The 22,245-nt window shown below is 50.2% G+C and carries 20 protein-coding genes, 4 tRNA genes and 1 pseudogene; 11 read left to right on the top strand and 14 right to left on the bottom strand.

Annotated elements, in window-relative coordinates; all coding sequences use genetic code 11:
- Window positions 1-36: 36 nt before the first annotated feature.
- The 3 genes from JSQ97_RS08385 to JSQ97_RS08375 all read left to right on the top strand — a co-directional run bounded on the left by JSQ97_RS08385 (window position 37) and on the right by JSQ97_RS08375 (window position 2,198).
- Window positions 37-110, top strand: a tRNA-Arg gene (locus JSQ97_RS08385).
- 352 nt (window positions 111-462) lie between these two features.
- Window positions 463-534 (top strand) — tRNA-Val (locus JSQ97_RS08380).
- Window positions 535-536: 2 nt separating this feature from the next.
- Window positions 537-2,198 carry a nucleoside kinase gene (locus tag JSQ97_RS08375; protein ID WP_370590048.1) on the top strand — a complete coding sequence of 554 codons (1,662 nt, stop codon included), beginning with the start codon at window positions 537-539 and terminating at the stop codon, window positions 2,196-2,198.
- Here JSQ97_RS08375 and fliJ read toward each other — a convergent pair whose 3' ends face one another.
- The 9 genes from fliJ to JSQ97_RS08330 form a co-directional block, all read right to left on the bottom strand.
- Window positions 2,199-2,633, bottom strand: coding sequence for a flagellar export protein FliJ (fliJ, locus tag JSQ97_RS08370; protein WP_205075634.1), 435 nt, complete (start codon window positions 2,631-2,633; stop codon window positions 2,199-2,201).
- Complete coding sequence (locus JSQ97_RS08365) at window positions 2,630-4,039, bottom strand: FliI/YscN family ATPase (protein ID WP_205075633.1); 1,410 nt, start codon at window positions 4,037-4,039, stop codon at window positions 2,630-2,632. Before JSQ97_RS08365 ends, fliJ begins: the two co-directional genes overlap by 4 nt.
- A 27-nt stretch (window positions 4,040-4,066) precedes the next feature.
- Window positions 4,067-4,999 carry a flagellar assembly protein FliH gene (gene fliH / locus JSQ97_RS08360; protein ID WP_205075632.1) on the bottom strand — a complete coding sequence of 311 codons (933 nt, stop codon included), beginning with the start codon at window positions 4,997-4,999 and terminating at the stop codon, window positions 4,067-4,069.
- 20 nt (window positions 5,000-5,019) lie between these two features.
- Entirely contained in the window at window positions 5,020-6,135 is a 1,116-nt protein-coding gene (gene fliG / locus JSQ97_RS08355) for a flagellar motor switch protein FliG (RefSeq protein WP_239447044.1), read from the bottom strand.
- Between the two features lie 4 nt (window positions 6,136-6,139).
- Window positions 6,140-7,852 (bottom strand): flagellar basal-body MS-ring/collar protein FliF, encoded by a 1,713-nt coding sequence (fliF, locus tag JSQ97_RS08350; protein ID WP_205075631.1) that lies wholly within the window; start codon window positions 7,850-7,852, stop codon window positions 6,140-6,142.
- 30 nt (window positions 7,853-7,882) lie between these two features.
- Window positions 7,883-8,062 (bottom strand): hypothetical protein, encoded by a 180-nt coding sequence (locus JSQ97_RS08345; RefSeq protein ID WP_187385644.1) that lies wholly within the window; start codon window positions 8,060-8,062, stop codon window positions 7,883-7,885.
- 352 nt (window positions 8,063-8,414) lie between these two features.
- Window positions 8,415-8,487: transfer RNA gene (locus tag JSQ97_RS08340), tRNA-Lys, on the bottom strand.
- Between the two features lie 111 nt (window positions 8,488-8,598).
- On the bottom strand, window positions 8,599-9,465 hold the full coding sequence (locus tag JSQ97_RS08335; protein WP_205075630.1) for a TatD family hydrolase: 867 nt from the start codon (window positions 9,463-9,465) through the stop codon (window positions 8,599-8,601).
- A 9-nt stretch (window positions 9,466-9,474) separates the two neighbouring features.
- Window positions 9,475-9,560, bottom strand: a tRNA-Leu gene (locus JSQ97_RS08330).
- A gap of 198 nt (window positions 9,561-9,758) precedes the next feature.
- Here JSQ97_RS08330 and JSQ97_RS08325 point away from each other — a divergent pair.
- The 7 genes from JSQ97_RS08325 to JSQ97_RS08295 all read left to right on the top strand — a co-directional run bounded on the left by JSQ97_RS08325 (window position 9,759) and on the right by JSQ97_RS08295 (window position 16,656).
- Window positions 9,759-10,766, top strand: coding sequence for an autoinducer 2 ABC transporter substrate-binding protein (locus JSQ97_RS08325; protein WP_205075629.1), 1,008 nt, complete (start codon window positions 9,759-9,761; stop codon window positions 10,764-10,766).
- A 214-nt stretch (window positions 10,767-10,980) separates the two neighbouring features.
- Window positions 10,981-12,501 carry a sugar ABC transporter ATP-binding protein gene (locus tag JSQ97_RS08320; RefSeq protein WP_205075628.1) on the top strand — a complete coding sequence of 507 codons (1,521 nt, stop codon included), beginning with the start codon at window positions 10,981-10,983 and terminating at the stop codon, window positions 12,499-12,501.
- Window positions 12,482-13,495: an ABC transporter permease gene (locus tag JSQ97_RS08315; RefSeq protein ID WP_239447042.1), complete on the top strand. Its 1,014-nt coding sequence runs from the start codon at window positions 12,482-12,484 to the stop codon at window positions 13,493-13,495. Before JSQ97_RS08320 ends, JSQ97_RS08315 begins: the two co-directional genes overlap by 20 nt.
- A gap of 18 nt (window positions 13,496-13,513) precedes the next feature.
- Entirely contained in the window at window positions 13,514-14,488 is a 975-nt protein-coding gene (locus JSQ97_RS08310) for an ABC transporter permease (RefSeq protein WP_370590047.1), read from the top strand.
- Window positions 14,489-14,493: 5 nt separating this feature from the next.
- On the top strand, window positions 14,494-14,976 hold the full coding sequence (locus JSQ97_RS08305) for a DUF4867 family protein (RefSeq protein WP_205075626.1): 483 nt from the start codon (window positions 14,494-14,496) through the stop codon (window positions 14,974-14,976).
- Window positions 14,977-15,021: 45 nt separating this feature from the next.
- Window positions 15,022-16,029, top strand: a complete 1,008-nt coding sequence (locus JSQ97_RS08300; RefSeq protein ID WP_205075625.1) for a dihydroxyacetone kinase subunit DhaK — start codon at window positions 15,022-15,024, stop codon at window positions 16,027-16,029.
- A 12-nt stretch (window positions 16,030-16,041) separates the two neighbouring features.
- The gene (locus JSQ97_RS08295; RefSeq protein ID WP_187385021.1) at window positions 16,042-16,656 is read left to right on the top strand and encodes a dihydroxyacetone kinase family protein; all 615 of its coding nucleotides are present in this window, start codon (window positions 16,042-16,044) and stop codon (window positions 16,654-16,656) included.
- Window positions 16,657-16,782: 126 nt separating this feature from the next.
- Here the strand turns inward: JSQ97_RS08295 and JSQ97_RS08290 are convergent, their stop codons facing one another.
- The 5 genes from JSQ97_RS08290 to aroF all read right to left on the bottom strand — a co-directional run bounded on the left by JSQ97_RS08290 (window position 16,783) and on the right by aroF (window position 21,486).
- Window positions 16,783-17,709 (bottom strand): RluA family pseudouridine synthase, encoded by a 927-nt coding sequence (locus JSQ97_RS08290; protein WP_205075624.1) that lies wholly within the window; start codon window positions 17,707-17,709, stop codon window positions 16,783-16,785.
- Window positions 17,710-17,831: 122 nt separating this feature from the next.
- On the bottom strand, window positions 17,832-18,863 hold the full coding sequence (gene asnA / locus JSQ97_RS08285) for an aspartate--ammonia ligase (RefSeq protein ID WP_205075623.1): 1,032 nt from the start codon (window positions 18,861-18,863) through the stop codon (window positions 17,832-17,834).
- A gap of 76 nt (window positions 18,864-18,939) precedes the next feature.
- Entirely contained in the window at window positions 18,940-19,473 is a 534-nt protein-coding gene (locus tag JSQ97_RS08280; protein ID WP_205075622.1) for an adenine phosphoribosyltransferase, read from the bottom strand.
- 33 nt (window positions 19,474-19,506) lie between these two features.
- Entirely contained in the window at window positions 19,507-20,424 is a 918-nt protein-coding gene (locus JSQ97_RS08275; protein WP_205075621.1) for a prephenate dehydrogenase, read from the bottom strand.
- Window positions 20,425-20,463: 39 nt separating this feature from the next.
- Window positions 20,464-21,486: a 3-deoxy-7-phosphoheptulonate synthase gene (gene aroF, locus JSQ97_RS08270; RefSeq protein WP_205075620.1), complete on the bottom strand. Its 1,023-nt coding sequence runs from the start codon at window positions 21,484-21,486 to the stop codon at window positions 20,464-20,466.
- Window positions 21,487-21,827: 341 nt separating this feature from the next.
- Between aroF and JSQ97_RS08265 the strand changes: the two are divergent.
- Window positions 21,828-22,245: pseudogene (locus JSQ97_RS08265) on the top strand (hypothetical protein); the annotation flags it as partial.

Here is a 22,245-nt window from a genome sequence, read left to right as displayed (position 1 = left end):
CCGGCTGCCGCGCCCGCGCATAAAAAAGTGTTGTTTGGTCCATTAGCTCACCTGGATAGAGCGATTGCCTCCTAAGCAATAGGTAACGCGTTCGAATCGCGTATGGGCCGTAATTAATAATTATTAACTTTTCAAATTTCGAAACGGGGCGTTTCGGGCTTCGCCCGCCGGCACCTCTGCAATTCCGCTTTCGCTCCAGCCGCCTCGCTCGTATACTTCGCTTCGGCGGCCGCTTCGCGTTGCTCCGGCGCCTAACGCGTTCGCCTATGTTCGCGCGCTCTTGCAGAAAGCGTGCGGGATTTGCGGCAAGAGCGATCGCCCCCGCACATTGTTATATGAAACTGTCACGTGTCTTTGATAAATCGCAAACCGCATTCACAATGCGTTTTCCGTCAATCGCTTTCTTGACAGCATGCGGCGAACCTGTTAAAATCTTCTACTATATTCGATACTTGATCGTTCGGGCGGTTAACTCAGGGGTAGAGTGCTACCTTCACACGGTAGAAGTCATTGGTTCAAATCCAATACCGCCTAATATGCCGGGACAAATGCTTTCCGTCACTTTTCCGTCGGGCAAAACGTTGTGCGTGCCTTCCGGCACACCGCTCAATACGCTGCTCTCGCACTTTTCCGAAAACGTGGAGCACATTCTTGCCGTAAAAGTGAACAACGGGATCGAGCCGTTCGACAAACCGCTCGAAATCAATTCCTATCTCGAACCCGTCCTCGACTCGAGCAAAGACGGCGCGCAAGTGTACCGCCGCTCGCTCTGTCTTCTATTGGCAGCCGCGGCGCACAAGCTCTTTCCGCTATCACGCCTTTTGTGCGGGCACAGCCTCGGAAGCGGCTATTATTATACGCTCGAAACGGGAAAGCCGATAAGCAAAGAGCAGATCGCCGCTCTCGAAAAAGAGATGCGCCTCCTCGTGGCAACAAATCTTCCGATAACCGTACAGTTCGTTTCCTATACGGATGCAGTTTCGCTTTTTGAAGCGCTCGGGAGAGTCGAAACGCGACTGCAGCTGAACTACTTTTGTCCGCCGCGAGTCAAAATCAATTCTCTCGACAATTTTTCCGATCTCTATTTCGGCCCCCTCGTTCCGTCGACGGGCTTTTTGAAAACCTTCGGTCTCCTCCCCTACGGTAAAGGTTTTTTGCTGCGCTTTCCGCAGCCGTCGGCTCCCGACGAGCTCCCCGAATTCGTCGACCAGCCGCAGCTTTTCGAAATCTACAGCCGCTACAAAGAATGGGGAAAACGCATCGGTGTGACATCGGCGGCGACTTTAAACAAGCTCGTCAACGAACGCAGGATAAACGATTTTATCGATATCGCCGAAACCTTTCAGCAACGACAGTTTGCAGACGTCGCCGATCAGATCGCAAAGCAGGAGCGGGTACGCGCCGTATTGATCGCAGGGCCGTCGAGTTCCGGCAAAACGACGTCCGCAAAAAAGCTTGCGCTCGAACTCCAAGCGATCGGCTACCTGCCGCACGTGCTCAGTCTCGACAGCTATTACGTCGGACGCGATAAAAATCCGAAAGACGAAAACGGCAATTACGATTACGAATGCCTCGAAGCGCTCGACATCGATTTGCTCAACGACAACCTGCTCGACCTCTTTGACGGAAAAGAAGTGCGCATCCCCTCGTACAACTTTCAGCGCGGCGAACGCTATTATGAAGATAAAAACACGATGAAGCTCGCGGAAAACGAAATTTTAATAATCGAAGGCATCCACGGCTTAAACGATAAACTGACCTCTCGCATTCCGCACGAACTCAAATTTAAAATCTACCTGTCGGCGCTCACGCAGCTGAACCTCGACGACCATAACCGCATTTCGACAAGCGACAATCGCCTTATCCGGAGGATCGTACGCGACTCGCAGTTCCGCGGCAAAAGCGCCGCCGAAACGATTTCGATGTGGCCGAGCGTACAGGCAGGAGAGCAAAAACACATTTTTCCGTTTCAAATCAACGCCGATGCGATGCTCAACACCGCCCTCGATTACGAGCTGGCAGTCCTCAAAGTCTACGCCGACCCGCTTTTGCGCTGCGTCAACCCGACGCAAAAAGAATACGGAGAAGCGTGCCGTCTCTTGAGCTTTTTATACAACTTTTCGCCGATCCCGCCGACGGCTGTTCCCGCGCGCTCGATCATGCGCGAATTTATCGGCGGCAGCGCATTCCATTATTAATTAAACTCTTCTCCTCGCTGCCCGCGCGTTTGTCATATCGTCGGCGATATCGTTCGCTTCGTTCATCTCCGCGTCTTTGTATTCATCGAACTGCCGATCGCGCAGTTTGCGGAGGCTTTCGGTTTTTTGCATCGCTTCCTGCATGTCTTTGCGTCTTTGCTCGGAAACGAGCTTCGCTTCCGCCATCTTTTCCAAAAGGTAAGCTTTTTGCTGGTCGAGGAACGCATAAAAATCGTTTGCCCGTGCTATGTCGTTGAAATCGGTCGAACCGCGCATCTTTGCGGCCAATGCGGCATATTGAGAAGCGACTTCGTCGATGCGCATTTGAATATCGTGTTCGACCGCCATCGCTTTACCGAGCGCGAGTTCCGCTTCGTTTTGCAGATACTCGCGGTATTTCATCACGTCTTCGAGAGGAAACGTAAATTTTTTCATTCGGATTCTTCGGCGATTTCCGCAGCTCCGAGGGAAGGAACTACGGGAGATTCTCCATACTCTTCGATCGGGATCGCAACCCCTGAAAGCTCGGAAAGCGTTTTGAGCGTTTCGTCGAGCGGGCACTTTTCGTATTCTTCTTGCATTAAAAAAGCTTCGATGGCGGCGTGTTTTTCGAGAGCAGCATCGATTTCAGCAGAATTGCCTTTTTGATAAATGCCCGTCGTGATCATCATCTCGTTGTTCGCATAAGAGGCCATAAGAGTGCGCAATATGCCGACGGCTTTTTGCGTCTGGCGGCCGGTAACGCGCTTGGAGAGGCGGCTTATCGACTGCAGCACGTCGATCGCGGGATAATGGTAGGCCTGTGCGAGACGGCGGTTCAATATGATGTGCCCGTCGAGCGTTCCGCGCACTTTGTCGGTGATCGGTTCGTTGAGATCGTCTCCGTCGACGAGCACGGTATAAAACGCGGTAATGGAACCTTTGTCGTTTGTACCGGCGCGTTCGAGCAGCTTCGGGATCATATCGAATACGCTCGGCGGATAGCCCCGCTGTGCCGGCGGTTCGCCGTTTGCAAGTCCTATTTCCCGCTGCGCCTGTGCAAATCGCGTAACGGAATCGAACATGAGCATGACGTCTTTGCCTTTGTCGCGGAAATATTCGGCGACGGCGGTCGTCACGTAGGCTGCGCGCAGGCGGCAGATCGACGGCTGATCGCTTGTCGCCATAACGACGACCGAACGAGCCAAGCCTTCTTTTCCCAAATCGCGGTTGATAAAATCGAGCACTTCGCGGCCGCGCTCTCCGATCAAACCGATAACGTTGATGTCGGCGTCGGTGTTGCGCGCTATCATGCTGATGAGCGTCGATTTCCCGACCCCGCTTCCGGCAAAGATACCGAGCCGCTGCCCCTTGCCGACGGTGAGCATCGCGTCGATCGCGCGCACTCCCGTCGCTACCCTGCGCACAACGGGAAGACGCTTCATCGGATCGGGAGGAGATGCAACAGCAGGATAATAAGTTTCCGGCACGATTTCGCCGAGTCCGTCGCAGGGTTTTCCCGTCGCATCGATGACGCGCCCCAAAAGGGATGAGCCGACGGGAACGCGCAGCACGGAACCCGAAGCGACGACTTCGCATCCTACTTCAAGCCCCTTCGTGTCTCCGTATGCGGTGAGCTTTACCGTCGTGCCGTCAAGGGCGACGACTTCGGCTGCAAGCGTTTCGGCGGAATCGGGCATGCGGATCGCACACATTTCGCCGATGACCGAACGCGGACCGCGGCTTTCGATTTCGAGGCCGTTGACTGCCGTCACGTGTCCGATGTATAAAATCGGATCGATCGTTTCAGCCGTTTTGAGGTATTTTGAAAAATCGAATTCTCCCGTATACGATGAACGCATGTCCCCACCCGCGCCGATTTTATTAATCTAAGAAGACGGTTCGATCACGTCGGATTTTGCAAGCGTCTTTACCGGCGAGATTTCCATAACGCGGTTTTCGAGTTCGCTGAGCTGGCTCGAAATGCGCGCGTCGATCGCGCCGAAGTCGGTTTCGACGATGCAACCGCCCTTTTCGACCGTCGAATCTTCGACGACCGTAATGCCGCGGATGTTTTCGACCCGCTTGATAAAATCGTCTATGTGCTCCGTCGTGAGTTTGACGTCTTCGAGATTGACGCGAAGCGTCACTTCGCATCTGCCTTTTACCTTTTTCAGAGCAGCGAGTACGTTGCTCATGATGACGCTCTTTTGATTTTCGGAAATGATTTTGACGACTTTGCGCGTCATTAAAATGACGAGTTCTACGATCTGCGTTTCGGTATCGCGCAAAATCTCTTCGCGGCGGTGCATGACGGCTTCGAGCATCGAGTGCATACGTTCGATGAGACGGTTCGCTTCGGCTTCTCCGTCACGGTAGCCGCTTTCGTGACCTTCGTCGAAGCCTTTTTTATGCGCGTCCGATTCGACCTTTTGCTGCTGCGCCTCGGCATCGCGGATCAAGCCCTGCGCCGCCTCCTGCGCTTTTTTTACGATCTCTTCCGCGTTTTTTTGAGCATCGGCTTTAATAATATTCGCTTCATCGGTTTGACGCTTTACTTCGGCAAAGGCCGCCTGTTCCGCCTTCCGAACGATCTCATCCGCAGATGCCTGCGCTTCGTCGAGCATCCGCTGTTTTTCCGCTTCCCAATTTTTTTTGTACTCTTCCGCTTCGCGCCTCAAATCATCGACCGTCGGTCCGTCGTATTCCGGCGCCGCTTCGACTTTTTTTTCTTCCGGCGGTTTAAATTCGTGGACGAGCTTCAACATCACTTCGCCCTTTTGCGATTTGATTTCATTCGGGCGGAAAACGGTTTTTGCCATCTGCTTCCTCTATAGTGCCGTCAACTTACGAGTTCGTCTTCACCCGAACGGGCGATAACGATTTCACCGGAATCTTCAAGACGGCGGATCGTTGAAACGATTTTTTGCTGCGATTCTTCGACGTCTTTGAGGCGCACCGGTCCCATGAATTCCATATCTTCTTTTAACATGCTCGCCGCGCGCTTGGACATATTGCGGAAAATTTTATCCTGCACTTCCGTATCGACGGATTTGAGCGCTTTTGCGAGTTCCTGCGTATCGACTTCACGCAATACTTTTTGGATAGCGCGGTCGTCGAGCATAACGATATCTTCGAAGACGAACATTTTCTTTTTGATCTCTTCGGCCAAATCGGGATCTTCTTCTTCAAGCGATTCGATGATCGCCTTTTCCGAAGAGCGGTCGACAAGGTTCAAAATTTCTACGATGCTGTCGACGCCGCCTGCTGCGGTGTAATCTTCGCTCGAAAGCGTAGAAAGTTTTTTTTCGAGCACGCGTTCGACTTCGCGCAAAACATCGGGGGAAGTTCTGTCCATCGTCGCCAGGCGCTTCGAAACTTCCGGCTGCATCTCTTCCGGCAGATTTTGGAGAATGACGGCGGCTTTGCCCGGTTCCAAATACGCAAGGATGAGCGCTATCGTCTGCGGGTATTCCTGTTGAATGAAGTTCAGCAAGTGCGCGGGATCGGTTCTCCGTATAAAGTCGAAAGGACGTACTTGGAGCGAACTCGTGAGACGGTTGATGATATCGATCGCTTTTTGGCTTCCGAGCGATTTTTCGAGGAGTTCGCGCGCATAGTCTATACCGCCGGTCGTGATGAAATTCTGCGCGTTCATCAGCTCTTGGAATTCTTCGAGAACGGCGTCTTTAAATTCCGCGTCGATCGTTTCCAAGCGCGCTATTTCAAACGTCAGCGTTTCGACTTCGTCTTCGCGAAGATGCTTCATGATTTCGGCGGAAACGTCGCTGCCGAGCGATACGAGGAATATGGCGGCTTTTTGCCTGCCTGTCAAACTCTTGTAATCTTTTATGCCTTTTTTGCCGCCCGCCGCCGTCGGCGTTTTTAAGCTGCCGGGCTTCGGAATCGGCTTCGGATTGTTCGATTTTGCGGCTGTGCTTTTCGCTTCTTCTGCCATACTGTCACTCCTCCATCAGCCACGTGCGTATGAGCATCGCAACGTCCTCCGGATGCTCTTTTGCCATCGCGATCGCATTTTCCTGAAGCTCCGCCCTCCGCGACTCTTCGACGGACATCGTAACGCCCACGCTCTCTTCTTTTGCATCCCACAGCGCCTGTTCGCGGGCCGCCTGCTGCTGGCGCAAAAGCTCTTCTTCGCGAAGCCTGCGCCTCCGTTCGAGCTCCCGCATGACGAGGCGGATGACGATGAACAGGACGAGCACGAGCGCAATCGCGCCGAGTGAAATCATAATCGCAAGACGCCGCCTGATGCCCGCAAAATACGCTTCGTCTTCTGCGGCAAACTGCGCAGTCCTGTCGTACGGAATATTCGTCACGGTTACGATATAATTTTTGCTCACGTCGTAGCCTACAGCTCCTTGAATATAGTTCGCAGTCTGCACGAGCGTATCGGTCGGAACGGGCGTATACACGCGCCGGATCCTGCCCGTTTCCGGATCTATGACCGGCTGATGGGTTTTCGGATCGAGCTGCGTCGTCCACGTACCGTCGACGTTCGCCGCAACCGAAACACGGTCTATCTGCGGACTCGTCTCTTTGTGCTCCTGAGTAGTGTTGACGACGTTGTTTTGCGTAACGCCCGTTTCGGTAGAACGCCCGATGACGTTCGACATATCCGAATACACGGGCGGCGTCTGCCCTTCGGTGCCCGCGGGTCCTTCGGGATTAAAGCCCGTACCCTGCCACTCTTTCGTAACGGTCTGCTGCGAAATCGTCAGCGAATCGCGGAGTTCAGAATCGTCCCAGGGAGTGCGCGGATTGTCGGCGCGGATTTGAATCGGCGTGTAGATCGTAGAATCGCTCGTGCGCTTCGACATATCCATATCGATTTTGATATTCAAATCGCGCAGGCGGTCTTCGGTATACGTGCTTTGAAGCGATTTTAAAATCTGCGCGCGGTAGTAGGCTTCGAGCTTTTGAATTTCTCGCTGCTGGCGCGCGACGAGATTGACGGTATCGATCGCATCCATCGCGGCGAAATCGTTCAAGACATTGCCGTCGGCATCGGTGATCGTGATGTTTTCGGGACGCAATCCTTCGACCGCCGTCTGCACGAGGCTTTGAATGCCGCGTATGCGCCTGGGATCCTGCAGCAGAGAACTCATAGGCTTTACGCGCAGGATGATGCTTGCGGTCACCGGATTTTGTTCGGAGATAAACAGCGAATTGTCGGGCAGGACGATATTGACGTCGGCCTTCGTTATGTCGTCGATCGCTTCGAGGTGCTGTTTGACCGTCTGCGTGATCGCGTTTTTCAGACGCACGTTTTGTTCGGCATCCGTCGTCGACCAGCTTCGATTGTAAAACGATGCGAACGGATCGATGTTCGACGGAACAAGTCCCTCGCCGATAAGTACGTCCCTCATGCGCCGCGCAGTGCGTTCGTCTCCGACGGAAATATAACCGTCGTCGGTCACGTACGCTTCGACGTTTTGTTCGCTCAATTTGTCGAGGATCCTCGTCCGCGCCGTCTCGTCGGTAACCGGCGAATTGAAAAGCCTGACCGTCGTCGGACGCGACGAAAGAGACGCCGCGAGCACGATCGCGACGATGACGAGCGCAACAAGGCCGAAGAACACGATCTTCTGCACGACCGTTCCTTTCGCCCACAAATTTCGTATAGATTCAGTAAGCCTTTTGAGCCATTCGTTCATCTACCCCTCCCGTGAACGAATACGTAAAACTTATTTTCCCTTTCCGCGTATCGTTACCATAGGCAGCGTCTGCTTTGTCGATCCCTGCATATCCGCAAATCCCATGCAGTTGCAGTTATTCTTTTCCGCCATCGCTTCCGCTTCCTTTTTGTCTTTGTAGACCCACACTTGCGATACCGGCGCTACGACGTAAAACATTTCGCCTTTCATAACCTGCTCACACCCCCTTATGCCACTAATAATGAAGCATGCATTGTTATTGAACGACAGACTGCGGCTATCCGCAGTTAAAATCTTTACCTTAAGACGCGCGCATTCCAAGTACGGCGCAAACGCCGAAAGACCGAACTCGCGGTATTCTGCGACGCTGAAACAGCGCAGGCAGATCGCCCCCTATGATCGAGCATTCGGCACAAAATATATAAAATTATACCATAGTCTTTTATTTTTGAAAAGAGAAAATTTTAATTCTAAGAATTTCAGTATACGGAATAAAATGAAAACAATCGATATGACGGTGATGCTTGGAAGGGTACGCGCCTCAAAAAGAAGCGCGCGGAAATGAGCTATTGCAGATTCGAACTGCAGACCCACGCCTTAAAAGGGCGTTGCTCTACCTACTGAGCTAATAGCCCAAGCTCTACGGCAAATATGCAAACTACTATATTGTTTTTCATAATAAGTGTCAATAACCTGACAACGCCTATCGGGGACACGTGATATTTTCGTATATGAGCGGACACGCCCTATCCGTCGATCTCAAAGAGACAGCGGCAGTTTTCATCGACGGTTTCGCTGAGCATCTCGGCGCTTACTTTTCGTGCCTGCGCGACATAGCGACAGACGTGTTCGACGAAAAGCGGCGTATTCGTTTTTCCGCGGTACGGAACGGGAGCGAGGTACGGGGAATCGGTTTCGCAGAGGATCCTGTCCGAAGGAACGTAGGACAAAAGCTTTTGCATTTCGTCCGCTTTGCCGCGCTTTGCGTATGTAACCGAACCGCTGAAGCTGATGTACCAGCCACAGTCGAGGAAAGCTCGCGCTTCTTCGATACCGTACGAAAAACAGTGGATGATCCCTCTGTCGTAATCCGCTTTTTTTATACACCGATACGTGTCTTCAAAACCGTCGCGGCTGTGCACGACAAGGGGAAGCTTTAATTTTTTTGCAAGCGCGATCTGCATTTCAAAGAGTTCACACTCCCCGTCGCGCATCGCCCGATCGAAATCGTTTTCGCTTCTTCCGTCGGCGCCCGCTGCATTCCAATGGCGGTCGATGCCGCACTCACCGATTGCCGCAATCTTTTCGGGAAACGAAGCAATATCTTTTTCCAGCGTCTCCGTCATCGCTTTTCGATGCGTAATCGCATCGGGAGAAGGCCACAAACCTGCAGTGTAATGCAACATATGCCGCGCGCCGTCATGCAATTCTCCGCTTACACGCGAAAACGCTTTTTCCATGATTTCTTTGCGTGTCGTCAAATCGCCGCTTTCCGTGCCTATGTCGAGCGCAAAAAAACAATCGCGTTTCGCCATCGCTGAAAGGATTTCCGCGCCGTCGATTCCCGCACGTTCACACATCTTGGAAAAATGAAAATGAGTATCCGAAAACATAAAGGCTTTTGCCAGGAACCGGGATCGAACCGGCACGGCATTTAACTGCCGAGGGATTTTAAGTCCCTTGTGTCTACCAATTCCACCATCCTGGCGACACATGCGTTTCACTATAACTTGTATACCGATTTTTGTAAATAACCCGATACACGGTTGTTGCGGCTGCGCGATAATCACGGCGGCGTTTGCACGTCGCACGCCTTATAAAAAACTTGACAGCTCAAAAATTCGGCTTTATACTTTTATCTGCAAAACAAATACATATTATTTGATACATTTTTAGGAGGACTCCAATGAAAAAAATGGGATTGCTGTTGGCAGTTGCAATTTTAACCGTAAACATGGCAGTATTTGCTACCGGCGCGCAGGATGCAGGCGGTTCGGGGAAAAAATATAGGATCGCCGTCGTTCCGAAGTTGACAAGCATTTCATGGTTTCAACGAATGGAAGTCGGCGTAAAAGACTATGCGAAAGAAACGGGTATCGATGCGTTTTATACGGGTCCGTCGGAAGGCGACGGCGCGCTCCAAGCACGTTTTATCGAAGACCTCATCAGTCAGGGTGTCGATGCTATCTGCGTCGTACCGTTTTCGACCCAGGCGCTTGAACCCGTCTTGAAAAAAGCACGCGATCAAGGTATCGTCGTTATTTCCCACGAAGCATCGGGCATGACGAATATCGATTACGATATCGAAGCGTTCGACAACGACGCATACGGCCGTCATTTTATGGAAAAACTCGGTGAACTGACCGGCGGAAAAGGCGATTATATTTTTGAAGTCGGCTCTCTCACAAGCGAATCGCACAATCAATGGGTCGACGCCGCAAAAGCGTTGCAGTTGAAAAAATTCCCCGGCATGAAACAATACGGCGATAAAATCGAAACGGCCGATAATCTCCAAACGTCGTACAACAAGGTAAAAGAAGTCCTCACGGCAAATCCCAACCTTAAAGGCATTCAAGGATCGGCTATGCCCGATGTGGCAGGTGCGGCGCTTGCGGTCGAAGAACTCGGTCTCGCAGGTAAGGTCCACATCGTCGGAACATCGCTCGTTTCCGTCTCCGGAAAATATATCAAAGACGGCACCATCGCGATGGCATCATTTTGGGATCCTGCACTCGCAGGTAAAGCGATGATCCAGCTCGCCCTCAAAGTACTCGAAAAAGAAAAGATTTCAGACGGTATGAACCTCAACGTCCCCGGATATACGAATCTTTCGTTAAAGGGCAAAGTATTGAGCGGACAGGCATGGATCGACATTACGAAAAGCAACGTAGACGATCCGTCCATCAATTTCTAAATCAAAACGGCAAACAAGGAAGATGTGTGTACGTCTTCCTTGTCTCTTAACAAAATATGCTGAAAACCGCATACATATATTTTTTCGGCATCACTGCATTTCTTATTACTATTGCAATTGCGCCGCATCCGAAGTCCTGCGGTGTGGATTGGATCGGCTGCCGGTCGTCCACAGCGGGATTTCGAACGGCGATGATTTTTTATGGAAGACAACAATGGCAAAAGATTTTTTGCGATTATCTCATATAACGAAAGAATTTACAGGCGTACAAGCGTTGAAAGGCGTCGACCTGACCGTCTATCCCGGAGAGATACACTGTCTTGCAGGTGAAAACGGCTGCGGAAAGTCGACATTGATCAAAATAGTATCCGGTGTAAAAAAGCCGACATCAGGAAAAATCTTTTTTGAAGGAACGGAAGTAAAAAATTTAACTCCCATCGATGCGATTCATAAAGGCGTACAGGTAATCTATCAGGATTTCGCCGTCTTTCCGAACCTTACGGTTGCGGAAAATATCGTTATGAATCGAAACCTCATGGAAAACAGAAAATTCATCAACTGGAAAGATTCGCGCGAACTTGCATTGAAAGCGATGGGTATGATCGGTGCCGATATGGATACCGATATCCCCGTCGAACGTTTGAGCATTTCAAATAAACAAATGGTTGCGATATGCCGAGCCATCATCAATGATGCGAAGCTGCTCATCCTCGATGAACCGACGACCGCACTCAATGAATGCGAAGTCAAAATGCTTTACGACGTATTGCGCTATCTTAAAAACGACGGCATGGCGATTGTCATCGTCAATCATAAGCTCGAAGAAATTTACGAAATTGCGGATACGCTTACCATTTTACGCAACGGTGAAAATGTCGCCTCAGGTTCGATAAACGATTTCGATCGTTCCCGTTTCATCGAATGTATGACGGGGCGGAAACTCGTGGACGAAAAATACGATCCTCCGAAAACGGATGACGACGTCATCTGCGACGTACAAAACCTTTGCCGCAAAGGGAGCTTTGAAAACGTTTCGTTTACATTGCAAAAAGGCGATGTTCTCGGGATCACCGGTCTGCTCGGTTCCGGTCGCGGAGAAATCGGAGATACGCTTTTCGGCATCATTCCGCCGACAAGCGGTACGATCAAATTGCGCGGTAAAGAATTGAAAATACGTTCCATATCCGACGCGGTTGCAAATAAAATCGCGTACGTTCCCGAAGACCGGCTCACACAAGGATTGTTTTTGTCGCGCTCGATACGCGACAATACCGTAGCGGCATCGATTTCCGACTACATGGTACACGGACGGCTCGATTTGCAAAAAATGGATCAGGTAACGGCCGATTGGATAAAAAAAATCGGCTGTGTCGCCTCTGCGGTAGAAACGCCTATAAAAACGCTTTCCGGCGGTAACGCTCAAAAAATGGTTATCGCAAAATGGCTGAACACGCATCCGGATCTCATCATCTTAAACGGCCCGACAGTCGGTGTCGATGTCGGTGCGAAAGCGGACATCCATGCCATCCTTCACGACCTCGCCGCACAGGGGATGGGCGTTATAATCATCACCGACGATTTGAGCGAGTTGTATTACAACTGCAATAAATTAATAATTATGAAAAACGGAAAAAGTTCGGGAGTCTTCAACGTGACCGATATACGGGAATCAGACATCAGCGCAATGATGAGCTCCGTAACCGAAGAGGAAAAAAATGAATATGCTCAGAGATAAAAGAATCAAAAACGATTGGTATACGTCGAACGAAGCGATCGTCTTATACACGATAATCGTACTCGCGTCCGTAATCGGTATTGTAAATCCCGCATTTTGCAGTTTTTCGACGATCATCACTCTTTTGCGTGCAATGCTCGTTTCTTTGATATTTGCCGCGATAGAAATGACCGTCATCATCATGGGCGGCATCGACGTATCGTTTCCGGCTACCGCCTGCTTTACGTCATACGCGACGATACGGCTCATATTGACATACAACATCGATAATGTAGCTTTCTTTTACGGTCTCGCCTGCCTGCTCGGTTTCGCAATAGGCTTACTGAACGCATTCCTCATCGTATACCGAAATATTCCGCCGCTTATTGCGACGCTCGGAGTAAGCAGTATATTGAACGGAGGTACGCTCGCATTTTTAGGTACCAAAGAGTATTCGAATATCCCTCCGCATATCGATTCTCTTTCAAAGCAATTTCTATTCAGCTATATAAACAAAAACGGGATACGCTTCGAAATGACAAGTTTTATTCTCATTCCGATCATAGTGCTCGTCCTGCTCTATATCGTTTTAAAATACACAATGTTCGGCAGAGGCATATATGCGATCGGCGGGGATAAAAATGCGGCTCGCATCGCAGGCGTCCGAGTAAATTTCATACAATCGGTCGTATATACCGCAGGCGGAATTCTTGCGGCAGTAGGCGGCGTCACCCACACGATCCTTATGCGGCAGGCTACCGCGAAAAATTTAATGGGCAGTGAAATGATGGTCATCGCAGCCATCGTCGTAGGAGGTACCCGCATTACCGGAGGACACGGCACCGTCATCGGTACCGTACTCGGTATTTTGCTGATCGCGCTGATTCAAAACAATCTCGTCATGGTCGGAGTTCCCACTCGTTTTCAAACTTTCGTCATCGGATTGATTATCGTACTCGGCACGAGTATCACATCGATCAGAGCGAAGCGTATACAAAACAGCGAAAAGATATAAGGACGGGATACTATGACTGTGATAAAAAAAATAAAACCGATAAGAAAACCGTACGGCGAAAATCTCATGTTGCTCGGTATGATCATAGCAATCATCGTTATCATGAGTATTCTCGAACCTCGTCGTTTTCTCCGAGCGGCGAATATGCGCGGTATGTTTATCCAGCTGCCCGAATACGGCATCATGTGTTACGGAATGATGATTGCGATGATCTCAGGCGGTATCGATCTGTCCCTCGTCGGCATAGCGAATCTGTCAAGCATCATCGGAGCATGCTTTATGCTCGCAAACGGCGGCTCTCCCGTTTCAATTATCATAGCTGTCTGTCTCTCGCTCATCGTCGGACTTTGTTGCGGATTAATAAACGGATTTTTGATCGGCTACTTAAAAATACCCGCAATGCTCGTGACGCTGTGCGGTCTCCAGTTGTACGAAGGACTCGGCCTCGCGATCACGAAAGGGCCTGCGCTTACCGGTCTTCCCGAATCTTTTTCGATGATTTCAAACGGCAGGTTCCTCGGAATTCCGATACCGTTTTACGTGTTTATGCTCATCACCTGCGTTATGGCATTCATCATGCGTTCAACCGTCTACGGACAGGAGCTTAAATTCCTCGGTACCAACGAAACCGCTTCAAAATACAGCGGCATAAATACGGTGAAAGTTACCGTGATGACGTATGCCATCGGCGGAATTCTCAGTGCGCTCAGCGGTATTTTAATCTCGTCGCACTACAATTCGGCAAAAAGCAATTACGGCTCTTCCTACACTATGTTGACGCTGCTCATCGTAGTCCTCGGCGGAACGAACCCGAACGGAGGAGAAGGCAATGTATTCGGGGTCATGCTCGCGGTTTTTGTTTTGCAACTTATTTCAAGTGCATTCAATTTACGGCGTGTCAATTCTTTTGTTGCAACATTCGTATTCGGTATTATTTTAGTTATCACAGTACTGATTTCAAAATATATCGAAGAAAGAAAAGAAAAGGAGTAATCATTATGAGAAAAATTAAAGCGCAAAAATTGTCAGTCGATGCATTTAATCGGTTCGGAAGTTTTACCGACCTTTTACATCCGGAAGGTCACGACTTGGGAGGCTTTTATCCCGATAGAGTTCTTTTCCCCGTAAAATTCAATGCGCCTGTCGGCTTTTCACCGCTTGTCGTACATAAGCGCGATGCAATGATCGTGGATTCGGTCGAATATCACGACCATACCGGCGAAATCATTTTACCTTTGGACACCGACATCGTTATCCATGTCGCGCCTGCAAGCAACAAACTCATCCCTGAAAAAACGGAAGCGTTTATCGTGCCGAAGGGAACGCTCGTACGCCTCAACGCAGGCGTTTATCATTTGTGTCCGTTTTCAATAGAAAAAGAAACGGGACACGTCCTCATTGCGCTTCCCGAGCGAACATATAAAACGGATTGCGTCGTTTCGGCGTACCAAGAGAATGAACAGCTGGAAATTACATTGTAATCTTTAATAATTTTTATAAATCGATCATAACAGGAGAAACGGGTAATGAAAAAAATCATCAACAAACCGGAAGATTATGTAAAAGAGATGCTCGAGGGTCTGTACATTGCGCATCCGGATCTCATCACCTATACAAACGGGGATGTCCATTGTCTTGTAACCGCAAATAAAAAACAGGGCAAAGTCGGCATCGCGACGGGCGGCGGTTCCGGACACTTACCGCTTTTTCTCGGATATGTCGGCAAAGGAATGCTCGATGCATGCTCGGTCGGCGATGTATTTCAAAGCCCGAGTGCGGATCAAATGCTCGCCTGTACGAAATACATAGACAGCGGAGCGGGCGTACTTTACATTTACGGCAACTATAACGGCGATATTTTCAATTTCGATATGGCGGCGGAACAGGCCGATTTCGAAGAGAACATAAAAGTGGAAACCGTTCTCGGTGCGGACGATGTCGCTTCCGCCGCCCCGGCACAAGGAGAAAAAAGCAAACGACGAGGTGTCGCAGGTATCGTATTCGTATATAAATGTGCGGGCGCTGCCGCGGATGCGATGCTCCCGCTTGAAGAAGTGAAGCGAATTGCGGAAAAGGCCGCGGCAAATGTACGTACGATGGGCGTTGCATTGACGCCCTGCGTTGTACCCCGCGTCGGAAAACCGGGCTTTACGATCGACGAAGACGAAATGGAAATCGGCATGGGGATTCACGGAGAAACGGGAATAAGGCGCGGAAAACTCGAAAGCGCCGATAATATCGCTCAAGAGATGCTCGATACAATATTAAACGATCTGCCGTTTAACACGGGCGATGAAACGGCCGTGCTCATCAACGGACTCGGAGCGACACCTCTCGATGAACAGTACATTATCGTAAAAAAGGTCAATGAAATCATGAAAGCGCGCGGTATCGGCGTACACCGCTATTATGTCGGCGAATACGTTACATCGCTTGAGATGGCGGGCATATCGATCAGCGTTTTGAAATTGGACGACGAATTAAAAAAATATCTTGACGCTCCCGCTCATACGCCGTTTTTTACACAACTATGAGGAAATGAAAATATGGATGCTTTATTAATAAAAAATTTTTTAAAATCCGCCTCTGACATTATGACCGAACGGAAAGACGAACTTATAAAAAAAGACAGCGTCGTCGGAGACGGAGACCTCGGATTGACAATGAGCGACGGATTTACCGCTGCGTACAATGCGATTAAAGACTCTCCCGAAAGCGACTGCGGAAAAATGTTGTACGCCGCAGGAAAAGCGATGGGATCCGCCGTCCCCTCGACGATGGGCACGCTCATGGCGGCAGGTCTTATGCATGCGGGGAAAGCGTTGAAAGGCGTTACGGAACTGTCGCGTGAAAATATCAACGCGTTGTTCGGTGCATATCTCGAAGGCGTAATGAATCTCGGCAAAGCAAAACAGGGCGATAAAACATTTGTCGACGGTCTTTATCCTGCAGTAAAAGCGCTCACGGACTCCGTCGAACTGCCGCTCAAAGAGAGCGCCGCACACGCAGCCGAAGAAGCGATGCGCGGTTATGAAAACACAAAGGGAATGCTTGCCGTGCACGGTCGGGCGGCAACGCGCGGAGAAGCATCCCGGGAATTGCTCGATCCGGGAGCATACGTCGCGGCGCTGCTCGTAAAAGCATTCTACGACTCGCTGTAAAAACATACGCATCGTATATGGCTGCCGAAAGCTGTTGCCTTTTCGGCAGCTTTTTTTATTCGTGCGGAGGGTTTAATACCCCGACGCGGGGCGTCAAGTATAAAACCGTATGCAATTTTTCCGTCGCTAAAATCCGTCCGGCAGCTTTGCACGCACGGTGAGCATATCGCCGCTTACCGGATGCGCAAACGAAATCGAATAGGCGTGCAGAAAAAGCCGCTCCGCCTTTTCGCCGCCGTAGCGTTCGTCACCGAAAATCGGCATACCGCTTGAGGCGAGATGGATGCGGATTTGATGCGTGCGACCCGTGATCGGCCGTGCTTCGATTTTTAATAATTTTTTTCCGTTCCAAACGCATTCGCCGAGCACCGTAAAATCCGTTCGCGCAAAGCGCCCTCGCCCGTCCCCTACTTCGCCCCACATACCGCTCCCGCCGAGTTTCCCGATCCGGCTTTCGACGCTGAATTGCACATCGGGCGGCACGAGCGGTTTTGCGGCGAGAGCGCGATATGTTTTTTCTACGGCGCCGCTTTCGAACAGTTCGTGCATGCGCGCGTTTACCGAGCGCTGTTTTGTAAAAAGCAATACTCCGCTCGTCGTTCTGTCGAGGCGATGCATGATACCCGCATACGGTTTATTCCGAAGCGAAGGATTTTCCTTCCACAGCCAAGCGATGACGGCGTCGTGCATATTGCCGCGATTGCCTGCAACCGTCGGTTCGGTCAGAAAACGATCGGGTTTGTCGACGATTATTAAAAAATCGTCTTCGTATAAAATCGATTGTTTCGAAAGTTCGAAGGATATGTCGTCGTTTTGCTTTTCGTAAAAAAATTTTCCCCGGTCGATTTTTACTTCGATGCGGCTTCCCTTTTTCACCGTATATGCGGGAATGCGGCACTGCACGCCGTCCGAAAATACCGCACCCGCGACGATGAGGCGTCGTATTTTTGAATTGCTTACGGGTACGTCACCGCCGAAATACGGCGGCAGCTTTTTTCGCAAAAGATCGTCGAGGCGGGAAGTTTCGTCGGCAACAAAAAAAATCGTTTCCACTGGAGAGGGCTGTCCAAAAACTGCAAGCCTATCGGTCGGTTCCGTAAGGAAACTGTTTTAAGAAGTTCGCCGAAGTGAACTGCAAAGCAGTTTTGAACAGTTTCCTTAATTTGCTTTCCGCGCTACAAGAGCGTGACGCCTGCATCGGCGCAGTCTTTAATAATTTTTTTCGGCCAAATGCTCACCTGCGTTTCGCCGATGTGCGCTTTCCTGAGCAGAAACATACACAAGCGCGACTGTCCGATACCGCCGCCGAGCGTCTGCAGCAATTCGCCTTTTAACAATTTTCTATGAAACTCGAATTTTTCGCGGTCGGTACAGCCCCGCTCTTTGAGCTGCGCTTTCAGCGATTCGGGAGAAACGCGGATGCCCATGGACGAAAGTTCGAGCGGCGCTTTCAACACGCTGTTCCACACGATGATGTCGCCATTCAAGCCGCGATGTCCGTCGCCCGTTTCGGTGATCCAATCGTCGTAATCGGGCGCGCGTCCGTCGTGAACGGATCCGCTCGGCATTTTTCCGCCGATGCCGGTGATAAACACCGCACCGTATTTTTTTGCGGCCTTCGCTTCCCGTTCGTGCGGAGTAAGCGCGGGGTATTCCTTTTCCAAATCGTCGGCGTACAAAAGCGTAATATTTTCCGGGAGAGACGGCGCGATCGCAGAATAGTCATCGTAAATATAAAACTCGGCGCGCTTCAGGCAGCGGTAGATTTTTTTTACGATTTCGTGCAAATAAAATACGGTACGGTTTTCAGGCGTAATCACCATTTCCCAATCCCATTGATCGACGTACAGGGAATGAATAGCGTCGAGCGTTTCGTCGGGACGGATCGCATTCATATCGGTATAAATGCCGAAGCCCGCTTTCATGCCGAGTTCCGTCACTTTGAGCCGCTTCCATTTGGCGAGCGACTGCACGATTTCCATGCGCTTGTTTCCCATATCTTTTACCGGAAACGATACCGGCTGTTCGACGCCGTTCAAATCGTCATTTACGCCGATCCCGCTCTGCACGAAAAGAGGCGCCGTGACGCGCGTCAAATTCAATTCGGTCGAAAGCGCCGTTTGGAAAAAATTTTTTATCAGGACGATCGCGTGTTCCGTCTCTTTTGAATTCAGTATCTGCTTGTAATGCAACGGCAATTCATTCATAAAGACATCCGTATTTAATAATTAATAATTTCCAGAAATTATAAATTTCAGAGCTATCCCTTAAGCATAGCTGCGATCACGCACCGTGATAATCGATGAGCGTCGTAACGCGTATCGGCTCAAGCGCTTCTTTGTAGTGCAGGTCGGCGAGTCCTATGACACCGAAAAAATCCGAAACGACCCCTCCGCCCTGTTCGATAAGATTGCGGGAAGCTTGGAGCGTTCCTCCCGTCGCGATGAGATCGTCGACGATGAGATAGCGCTTTCCTTTTTCGATATCCGATTTATGCGCTTCGATTTCAGCCTGTCCGTATTCAAGCGAATACGCGCACGTATATTTATCGCCCGGCAGCTTTCCTTTTTTGCGCACGAGCACAAGGGGGATCCCCATGCGAAGGGCAAAGGGAGCTGCAAACAAAAAGCCGCGCGATTCGACACCGGCAACCGCATCTATATTTTTATCGCGATATATGTTTACCATACTGTCGATGCAAAACGAAAACGCCTCGGGGTTGACGAAGATACCGGTGATATCGTAAAAAAGAATGCCCGGCTTCGGAAAGTCGGGAACACGACGGATCGCTCCGTCGAGCACTTCAAGATCGGTCATAATTATCAATTCTAATGAACGGTCTTCTCCTCGTCAATACGAAGGTTTACTCGTTTTGACGACGAAGGTTCCCATATTCATTCGGCGCGTGCGCACGTCGGCGAGGTACGCTTCAAGCGAAGCGGCGTCGTTTTCCGCGACGGCTTTTTTCATAAACGCAAGCTGCTTTTCAAAGGCTGCGATATGCGAAAGGAGTTCGTCTTTATTTGCGAGAAAAAGTTCCGTCCACAGCGGTGCATTGATCATCGCGATGCGCGTCAAATCTTCAAAACTGCCGCCGCCGAATTCGGTGATCGTTTCGTTTTCGGCGCTTTTCACAAGAGCCGACGCAATGACGTGACAGAGCTGGCTCGTAAATGCGATTTTGCGATCGTGAGTTTTGCAGTCCGTTTCGACGATGCGCGTAAAGCCCATCGCTGCGATGAGGCTTTTTATGAGCTCGACGTTTTCGACTTTATTCGAAGGCCGCAGCATCAGAATGTAATTCCGCCCTTTAAAATACGCGCCGTTCGAATTGACATAGCCTTCTTTTTCTCCGCCCGCCATCGGATGCCCGAAGATACAATCGACGTCGTTCCTCGAAAAATCCGCAAGGCCGTCGGCTAAAAACGTTTTGACGCCGCTTATGTCGGTAACGATCGAAGCGCTTTTAAAATCGTTCCGGTGCGTTTTAATAAATTCGAGCGTCGCATGAGGATAGAGGCAGATATAGACGATATCGCATTCGGAAAGCATGGCGCCTGCATCGCTCGGAGCAAAACCTTTGTCGATAACACCGTCGCGAACGGCGGCGTCTAGCGTCGCGGGCAGCGAATCGCACGCAAAAATTTTTCCTCGAGCTTCCGGCATATCGAGCACGTTGGCGCGGATCGCTTTTGCGATCGATCCGCCCATGATACCGAGTCCTACGATGCCGTAAACGGCATCTTGCAGATTATTCATTGCATTCATAATTTCCCCCGTAAGCTGTGTGCATTATGTACGATACCGTCATACGCGCCGGCCTTCGATTTCCGCTCCCCGGGCGAGAGCTTTCATCAAAGCGGCGAATTCGTCGGGGCGGAGGCTCTGCTCTCCGTCGCACAGCGCGCGGCCGGGATCGTTATGCACTTCGATAATGAGGCCGTCCGCGCCTGCCGCAACAGCGGCCTTTGCAAGCGTGGGCACCATCCAGCTCATACCGCACGCGTGGCTCGGATCGATGATGACGGGAAGATGGCTCACTTTGTGCAAGTACGGAACGGCGCTCACGTCGAGGCAGTTGCGCGTATAGGAATCGAAGGTACGCACGCCGCGCTCGCAGAGTATGACGTTTTCGTTGCCGCTCGCCATGATATACTCGGCTGACATAAGCAGTTCTTTAATCGTTGCCGCCATGCCGCGTTTTAATAAAATCGGTTTTCCCTCCCTGCCCATCTCTTTTAACAAATCGAAGTTCTGCATATTGCGCGCCCCGATTTGAATGACATCGACATCGGCGAAATACTGCAGCTGGCGCACGTCCATCAATTCGGTAACGATCGGAAGCCCCGTTTCCTTTTTTGCCGATTTTAAAAATTCAAGGCCGAGCGCACCGAGCCCTTGAAAAGCGTACGGAGACGTGCGCGGTTTGAACGCACCGCCCCTCAGCAATTTTGCGCCCGCCTTTTTGACTTCTTTTGCAATCGCGACGACCTGCTCTTCGCTTTCAACGGAACACGGACCTGCGATCACCGGAACCGTGTCGCCGCCGAATCGTACTGCATTTTTTCCTTCCCCGACGGCGATCACCGTGTTATCCGGATGGAAAGCGCGGTTTGCCATTTTGTACGGAGCCGTAACGCGCTTTACGTCTTCGACGATCGGGTCGGCGATAACGCTTTCCGTATCGAGCTTTGTCGTATCACCGAGCAAACCGAGGATCGTCGCTTCTTCACCGCGTGAAACGTGAACGCCGTAGCCTTTTTCTTTCCACTGTCGGATAAAATTCTGCATTGCGGCATCCGTCGCATTCTTTTTCAAGACAATAATCATGGCATACTCCCGTAATAATTTAAAATAACAGAGGGAACTCCGGAGAGTTCCCTCTGTTTACCTGCTTTCAGTAAAACACATACGCAGCCTTAGGCCGGCGGGACTCTTCCGCATGCGGAGAAAAAGCGATAGCGATAATAAGAGTATGCCGCCGACAAAAAGCCGCCCGCAACGAATGAGCGCATATCGTTTTTTACGGAAAAGCCGTGTTTCATGCGTTTACTCTAGCGAAAAGCAATCGCATTTGTCAAGGGCATTGACATTCGCGCTTTCGTCGCTTATAAATAAAAATTGTTCCAATATCAAGCAATCGAATTGATATTTGAAAAACAGGAGATTGCATGAAACGTTTTTTTATATTATTACCCTTTGCTTTTTTCTCTTTTTTCGCCTTTGCGCAAACAAAATTGGAATTATATAAAGATATGGTCACGACCGATAATTTGCGGCTTAGAACACCCTATGCCGAAAATAAAATCATAACTGTTTTAAATAAAGGAACCAGAGTAAAAATTATCGATATTGAAGATAAAAAGGAAACGATTGACGGGATTACAAGTAATTGGGTAACTGTCGAAGTTCAAAAAAATGCGAAAGACAAAGATGGGAATCCTGTTAAATATGCAGTTGTCGGCAGATGTTTTGCCGGTTATCTGAAAGAGACTCCGCCGATTTCTTATGTTCCTAACTACGAAAACGGAAACGGGACGATAATTGAGCAAACGGAAGATAATGATTTTTATATTCTAAAAAGAAAGC

This window comes from Treponema sp. Marseille-Q4523, assembly GCF_016901105.1.
Taxonomy (GTDB): domain Bacteria; phylum Spirochaetota; class Spirochaetia; order Treponematales; family Treponemataceae; genus Treponema_D.
This window is presented reverse-complemented; position numbering and strand designations above follow the sequence as displayed.